Below are 7,083 nucleotides of genomic sequence, written 5' to 3'. Positions count from 1 at the left end.
GCTTCGACGTCTACTTCTGCCATCACAAAGTGCGCACGATCGACTTGTGCCAGGCTGACTAACCTGGATTGGACCTGTTACCCATGTCCTGGCACACCTGTTACCTATGTCCCCGGTCCATACACTCTCGGGGGGCGAGGGAGTTCATGCCTGCAGCGAAGGCTGCTCCCCGACCGCGTCGCTCGTTCGCGGGGCGGTCTGCGCCCCATGGCGAGGCAAAAATCCGACATGGCCCACCGCGCCCGGGCCTTCCGCGCCGTAGTTCACAGCCCACCCCGCATTTCCCTCGATCAAGCGCCACACGATCGAGGCAGCATCGCGGACGTTGAACACACGGGACGGCCTCGACGCGATGGCGCACCGTCCGCAGAAGAAGGACTCCAAGATGCTGAACTTGAATCGTTGGCGGCTGCGCAGCCGCGTGCTGGCCGGCTTCGCGCTGGTGATCGTGCTGATGGCCGTGGCCTCGGCGGTGGGCGTGGTGCGCGTCTCCATGCTGCACCAGCGCATCGAACGCCTGGTCGAGGTCGACATGCACACGCTCGAGCTCTCCCGCCAGTGGGCCGGGCTGACCGAGGGCAACATCCAGCGCCGCATCGTGCAGCTCGTCGTCGACGACGAAAGCTTCGTCAACGCCTTCACGGCCCGCTCCAAGGAACTGTCGGCCCGCATCGACAAGATCCAGAAGGAACTCGACGAGAACGTCACCGAGAAGGAAGGCAACCGCCTGATCGACGAGATCGGCGCGGCCCGCAAGAAATACCAGGACGCCCGCGAGGCCGTGGTCAAGGAGAAGAAGGCCGGCAACGACGTCAAGCCGCTGGCCGCGTCGCAGCTGATCCCGGCGATGAACGACTACCTGGCCGCGATCGACCGCTTCGCCGAGCACAACCGCGACCTGCTGCAGGCCGCGCGCAAGGAAGCCCAGTCCGAGGCCGAGAGCACCCGTGACCTGGTCATCGGCCTCATGGTGGCGGCGATCGCGCTGGGCGTGGGCATCGCGCTGGTGATCACGCGCTCGGTCACCGAGCCGCTGGCCCAGGCCCAGTCGCTGAGCCAGGCCATCGCCGAGGGCGACCTGAGCCGCCGCGCCGCCGAGGTCGAAGGCATCGACGAGGTCGCCGCGCTGCGCCGCTCGCTGCAGGAGATGCAGCGCCGCCTGGCCGACACGATCTCCGGCGTGCGCTCCGCGGCGGACCAGGTCCGCCACGCCTCCACCGAGATCGCCACCGGCAACGCCGACCTGTCCAACCGCACCGAGCAGGCCGCCAGCAGCCTCGAGCAGACCGGCGCCGCGATGGCCCAGCTCAGCGACGGCGTGCGGCTCAACGCCGAGTCGGCGCGCGAGGCCGACTCGCTGGCGCAGACCGCCTCGCAGGTCGCCGGCCGCGGCGGCCAGATGGTCGAGCAGGTGGTCGCCACGATGAACGAGATCCAGCAGTCGTCCAACAAGATCGCCGACATCATCGGCGTCATCGACGGCATCGCCTTCCAGACCAACATCCTGGCGCTGAACGCCGCGGTCGAAGCGGCCCGCGCCGGCGAGCAGGGCCGCGGCTTCGCGGTGGTGGCCGGCGAGGTGCGCTCGCTGGCCCAGCGCAGCGCCGAGGCGGCCAAGGAGATCAAGACCCTGATCTCGGCCTCGGTCGAGCGCGTCGACGGCGGCTCGCGCCTGGTCGGCGAGACCGGCAGCACGATGCGCGAGATCGTCGACAGCGTCGAGCGCGTGACCCGCATCATTGGCGAGATCTCGGCCTCCAGCGCCTCGCAGTCGCTGACGCTGGGCGAGATCGGCCAGGCGGTGCGCCAGCTCGATCAGATGACGCAGCAGAACGCCGCGCTGGTCGAGGAATCGGCCGCCGCGGCCGAGTCGCTCAAGGACCAGTCGGCGCAACTGGTGGAAGCCGTCGCCAGCTTCAAGCTGAACTGAGCCGCTGACCAGTCCGCCGTCCGGGGCCCCGGCTGCCCCGGCCGCTCAGGCCAATACTCCCCGGCGTCAGCCGCAGGTGTCCGCCGGCCGGGCCGCCACGTCCACCTCCACCGTCAGTTCGTCCTGCACGGCCAGCAGCCCGCCCAGGATCGACAAGGGCGCGATGCCGAAATCGCTTTGGCGCAGGACCAGCGCGCCCTGCGCCCGCAGCGCCGCCTCCCCCGCCGGGCGGGCCACCCGCACCGGCACGTCGAACTCCCGGGACTGGCCATGCCACCGCACGGCCAGCTTCACCGCCAGCACTGGAAACGCGCCCGCGACCGCCGTGCTGCGCATCGTGATCGCCGGGAAACGCTCCCCATCGACCGTCCTCAGCAGGTTGGCCCGCGTGCCGGCGATGTCCGACGCGGAGGGCACGCTGGCGAACTCCGGTCCGAGCGCGGCGCGCCATTCGGGCTTGTCGATCGCCAGGTCCGCGAGCCGGAAACCGAGTTCCAGCCCCGCGCCGGCGATGCCCTGCGCGGGCACGAAAACCTGGCCCTCCAGGCGCTCGACGCCCAGCACGTGGTTGTGGCCGGCCTTGGCCAGCCGTCCGGCCCGGAAGACATGGATCCGGACCTGCGAAGCGGCCGCGTCGACGCGGTAGAGCCGCCCCTCCCCGCGCTGCTGCGCGGCGAGCCAGCCGGCACAGGCGGACGCCGCCTCATCGTTCGCGTTCGCGCTCGTTTCCACCGTGCCGCCACCGGGCCTGGCCGCAGCGCTCGTTGCCGGAGGCGCCGGCGGCGCGCTGCTACATCCGGCCAGTGCCAGGACGATCGCGCCGAGGGCCGGGGCCGAGGTCCAACGGCTCGCCGAGCCCGTCGTGGGGCTGGCCGCGCGCCGGGAAGGCACCTCGCTTGCCCGCGTCAACACTTGCATAAGGGTGTATCCGGAGTGGTCAGACCTGCATTCTGAACGGCACAAAGAGGCTGGTCGCACTAGCATTGCGACATTCACGATCGACATTCCGCACGGAGACCGCCATGGCACGCCAAGCCACCGACCTGATGGCGCAGTACGCCGCCTATCACCGCGACCGCCGCAACATCGCCACGCATTTCGTCGGCATTCCGCTCATCGTCTTCGCCGTCGGCGTGCTGCTGGCGCGGGCGCAATTCCACGTGGCCGACTGGACGGTCTCGGCCGCCTGGCTGGTCTGGGGCGCGGCGACGATCTGGTATCTCACGCGCGGCAACTTCGTGCTGGGACTGTCCACGGCGCTGGTCAACGCGGTGCTGATGGCGCTGGCGCACCCGCTGGCGGCCGGCTCCTTCGGCGGCTGGCTGGCCTGGGGCCTGGGCAGCTTCCTGGTCGGCTGGGTGATCCAGTTCGTCGGCCACTACTACGAGGGCCGCAAGCCCGCGTTCGTCGACGACCTGATCGGGCTGCTGGTCGGTCCGATGTTCGTGGTCGGCGAGGCGCTGTTCGCGATGGGCTGGGGCCGCGATCTGCTGGCCGAGATCGAACGCCGCGCCGGCCCCACCCATCTGCGCGACCTCACCCACCCCGCCTGATCCCCCGGGTCCCGGGGACTTGGCCCCCTGATGGGGGTCGGGTCTTGCGGGGGCTTGCGGCGCGCCGCCATCGCGCTTATCTTGGACGTCCGAGTTCCGTCAGATGTCGCCAGGAGGCCCCATGAAACCGGTGTCCGAACTGCTGAAGAACCGCGGCCCGAGCGTCTGGCGCGTCGCGCCGGAGGCCACGGTGTTCGATGCGCTGCACCTGCTGGCGCAGCACGATGTCGGCGCCCTGCTGGTGATGGAAGGGGATCGCCTGCTGGGCATCTTCTCGGAGCGCGACTACACGCGCAAGATCGCGCTGCAAGGGCGCGATTCGCGGCACACGCAGGTCAAGGACGTCATGACGCCGAATGTGTTCGTCGTCAAGCCCAGCACCGACTGCCGCGAATGCATGAGCCTGATGAGCCAGCGCAAGATCCGGCACCTGCCGGTGGTGGAAGGCTCGACGGTCGTGGGGATGCTCTCGATCCGGGACCTGATGGACAACATCATCGCGGACGACGAACTGACGATCGCGCAGCTGCAGAGCTACATCTACGGATAGCCGCCCGTGGTCTTCCCCCAGTGCTGGAGCGCCTCGGCCGCGCCGCCTTTCGGCGCGCGCGGCTTGGGCGGCTTGTCCGACTTCACCGGCGTGCCCAGCGCGATCCATCCCAGCAGCGTCTCTCCCGGCTCACAGAACGCAGCGATCAATCCCGGATCCCGCGCCTTCGCCCCGCTGAGCATCTTTCCTCCGAACCCCAGCGCATGCGCCGCGTTCAGGAAGTTCGTCAGCGCCCCGCCGACGCAGGCCCATTGCTCCTGCTCGGGCACCTGCGGCTGATCCGCCGCGATCCTCGCCACCACCGCCACGGTCACGGGCGGCCGCAGCGCGCGTTCCTCGTCCATCGCGATGCCGTCCGCGTCCTTGCCGGCGCGGCGCGCCGCCTCGGCATACAGCGCCGCCATCGCCTGGCGCGCCTCCCCGCGCACGACCTTGAACCGGAACGGCACCAGCCCCGCGTGATCGGGCGCATGCAGCGCCGCCTCCACCATCAGCCGCAGCTGATTCTCATCCGGCGCCGGCTCCGCCAGATGCTTGGGACCGACGGACACCCGCGACAACAGCAGCCTCAGACCTTCCTCGTTCATCGCGGACTCCTTCATCGATTCAGCCGCCGCCGTGCCGCATAGGAACAGGCGTCGACCAGCATCACCAGCGCCAGCATCGCCAGCAGCACGGTGCAAGTCTCGCGCATCTGGAACAGACTCAGATGCAGCATCAGCATCTGCCCCAGCCCGCCCGCGCCGACCACGCCCAGCACCGTCGCCGCGCGGATGTTGTTCTCCCATCGATACAGCGTGTAGCTGAGCAATTGCGGCGCCGCCTGCGGCAGCGTCGCGAACGCGAACACCTGCCAGCGCGACGCGCCCGCCCAGCGCAGCGCCTGGGCGGTTTGCGGCGGGGCATTCTCGAGCGCCTCGGCCATCAGCCGCCCGAGCACCCCGGTCGTGTGCAGCGCCAGCGCGAGCGTGCCTGGCATCGGCCCCAGTCCCGCGGCGACCAGCAGGATCGACGCCCACACCAGTTCCGGCACGCTGCGCAGCGCGTTGAGCAGCAGCCGCGACGCCCATCGCAGCGCGCCGGGCGGGCGGCTGGCCAGCAGCGCGATCGCCAGCCCCGCGATGGCCGCCAGCCCGCTGCCCAGCGCCGACATCGCCAGCGTCTCCAGCGCCCCTTGCCCGACGCGGGCGAGGACATCCGGCGCCCCCTGCGGCGGGAAGAACTCCGCGAGGAAGCGCCCCATCTGCGCGAGCGCCTCCCAGCCCAGCAACTCGCCCCAGCGCAGCGGCAGCGACACGAAGCTCGCCACCCCCAGCGCCAGCAGCCCCGCGAGCAGGACGCGCACGCCCCAGCGCGCCGGTGGACGGCCGGGCAGTCCCTGCGGCTCGACGCCCTGCCCCGCCGCGCGCGCGGGCCGCAGCCAGGCGCTGAGGCGGTCCGCCAGCGCCACCAGCGCGATGAAGATCAGCAGGATGGTGGCGACCTCGGACCCCGCGAACATCTTGGTCGCGTTGTCCAGCTGCTGGCCCAGTCCGCCCGCGCCGACGAAGCCCAGCACCACCGACGAGCGGATCGCGCATTCCCAGCGGTAGACGGTGTAGCTGACCAGCTCGTCGGCGCAGCCCGGCAGCGTGCCGAACAGCAGCGCCTGCAAGCGTCCCGCGCCCCCGCGCAGCAGCGCCTGCGTGGGCGCGGCATCGGCGCTTTCGAGGATCTCCGCGTAGACCTTGCCCAGCATGCCGCCATAGGACAGCGCGATGGCCAGCACGCCGGCGCCGGGTCCCAGGCCGATCACGCGCACCAGCATCAGCGCCCAGACCAGCTCCGGCACCGAACGCAGCACGATCAGCACCAGCCGCACGGCCCACCGCAGCGCGGCGGGCACCGCCCCCATGCGGCCCGCCACCGCCGAGACCGACAGCCGCGCCGTCGCCAGCAGCGCCAGCGGCACCGCGATGACCCAGGCGAGCACCAGACCCGCCGTCGCCATCGCCACGGTGCGCCAGGTGTCGGCGGCGAGCATGGCCAGGAACTCCAGGTCCACGCGCGGCGTCAGGAACTGCGCGGCGAAGCGCGAGGTCGCGCGCAGGCTGCGCGCATCCAGCAGTTCCCAGGGACGGAACTCCCACCACACGAGCAGCGGCCACAGCAGTGCCAGCACCGCCGCGGCGAGCGCCACTCGGCCAAGGCTGGCGGGATCGCGCCGCCAGGGCTCCGCGGCCGTCGCGCTCATCGGCACATCGCCTGCGGCGGCGCGGCCCGCTCCGGCGCGTCGTCGCCAGGCGGCGGCGTTTCATTCAAGAGATCGGCGTAGATCTCGTCCAGCTCGCGGACGCCGAGCGCCTGCGGCGGGCCGTCGTAGACGAGCCGGCCTTCGCGCAGCGCAATCACGCGCGGGAACGCGCGGCAGGCCAGATCGACCTGATGCAGGCTGCAGACCAGCGTGCGCCCCTGCGTGCGGGCCGCGTCCTGCAGCACCACCAGCACCCGCTGCGCGCGCTGCGGGTCCAGCGCGGACAGCGGCTCGTCGGCGAGCCACAGTCCCGCCTTGGACACCAGCAGCCGCGCCAGCGCGACGCGCTGACGCTCGCCGCCGGAGAGCTGATCCACCCGGGACCAGAGCCGGCCGCCGAGCTCCAGCCGTTCGAGCGCCTCGAACGCAAGCCGCGCTTGCGCCGCGCTGGGGCTGAACAGCATGCGCAGGCTCTCGGCCATGGACGCGCCAGGCAACCGTCCTGCCAGCACCGCAGTCGCGACGCGCTGACGCGGCGGCAGCGGCGGATGCTGCGGCGCCAGCATCAACTCGCGGCGCAGCCCATGGCGCTCGCGCGAGGACAGCGTCCACGCCTCCCGCCTGGCCAGCCGCAGCGTGCCCGCGGCCGGCCGCAGCGCCAGCGCGAATGCGTGCAGCAGCGAGGTCTTGCCGGCGCCCGAGGCGCCGATCAACGCGACCTGCTCGCCGGTCTCGATCCTGAGCGACAGCGGCTCGACCAGCGTGCGCGCGCCGGCCCGCAGATGCAGGCCGTTCAACTCCAGCAAGGGCATCGCGA

General features: G+C 71.4%; 7 protein-coding genes. 3 read left to right on the top strand and 4 right to left on the bottom strand.

The genetic code is table 11. The annotated features are described in order from the left end of the window. Nucleotides 1-325: 325 nt before the first annotated feature. Nucleotides 326-1,930: a methyl-accepting chemotaxis protein gene (locus tag ABDW61_RS13875; RefSeq protein ID WP_343639421.1), complete on the top strand. Its 1,605-nt coding sequence runs from the start codon at nt 326-328 to the stop codon at nt 1,928-1,930. A gap of 66 nt (nt 1,931-1,996) precedes the next feature. Here ABDW61_RS13875 and ABDW61_RS13870 read toward each other — a convergent pair whose 3' ends face one another. After that, entirely contained in the window at nt 1,997-2,848 is an 852-nt protein-coding gene (locus ABDW61_RS13870; protein ID WP_343639420.1) for a YceI family protein, read from the bottom strand. 104 nt (nt 2,849-2,952) lie between these two features. Here ABDW61_RS13870 and ABDW61_RS13865 point away from each other — a divergent pair, with 104 nt between their 5' ends. Beyond that, a complete protein-coding gene (locus ABDW61_RS13865; RefSeq protein ID WP_343639418.1) occupies nt 2,953-3,483 on the top strand; it encodes an Mpo1-like protein in 531 nt (176 codons plus the stop codon). 121 nt (nt 3,484-3,604) lie between these two features. Then, on the top strand, nt 3,605-4,033 hold the full coding sequence (locus ABDW61_RS13860) for a CBS domain-containing protein (protein WP_343639416.1): 429 nt from the start codon (nt 3,605-3,607) through the stop codon (nt 4,031-4,033). Here ABDW61_RS13860 and ABDW61_RS13855 read toward each other — a convergent pair. Genes ABDW61_RS13855 through ABDW61_RS13845 form a run of 3 tightly spaced genes read right to left on the bottom strand, consistent with a single transcriptional unit; the run spans nt 4,024 to nt 7,078 of the window. Next, nucleotides 4,024-4,620: a nitroreductase gene (locus ABDW61_RS13855; protein ID WP_343639415.1), complete on the bottom strand. Its 597-nt coding sequence runs from the start codon at nt 4,618-4,620 to the stop codon at nt 4,024-4,026. The two genes, ABDW61_RS13860 and ABDW61_RS13855, sit on opposite strands and share 10 nt — an antisense overlap. 11 nt (nt 4,621-4,631) lie before the next feature. After that, nucleotides 4,632-6,266, bottom strand: coding sequence for a phosphonate ABC transporter, permease protein PhnE (phnE, locus tag ABDW61_RS13850; RefSeq protein WP_343639414.1), 1,635 nt, complete (start codon nt 6,264-6,266; stop codon nt 4,632-4,634). Continuing rightward, nucleotides 6,263-7,078, bottom strand: a complete 816-nt coding sequence (locus ABDW61_RS13845) for an ATP-binding cassette domain-containing protein (protein ID WP_343639412.1) — start codon at nt 7,076-7,078, stop codon at nt 6,263-6,265. Before ABDW61_RS13845 ends, phnE begins: the two co-directional genes overlap by 4 nt. Nucleotides 7,079-7,083 lie beyond the last annotated feature (5 nt).

This window comes from Roseateles sp., assembly GCF_039595595.1.
In the GTDB taxonomy this organism is placed as follows: domain Bacteria; phylum Pseudomonadota; class Gammaproteobacteria; order Burkholderiales; family Burkholderiaceae_C; genus Roseateles.
The sequence above is the reverse complement of the archived record's forward strand: the minus strand, read 5'-3'. Positions and strand labels throughout refer to the sequence as shown.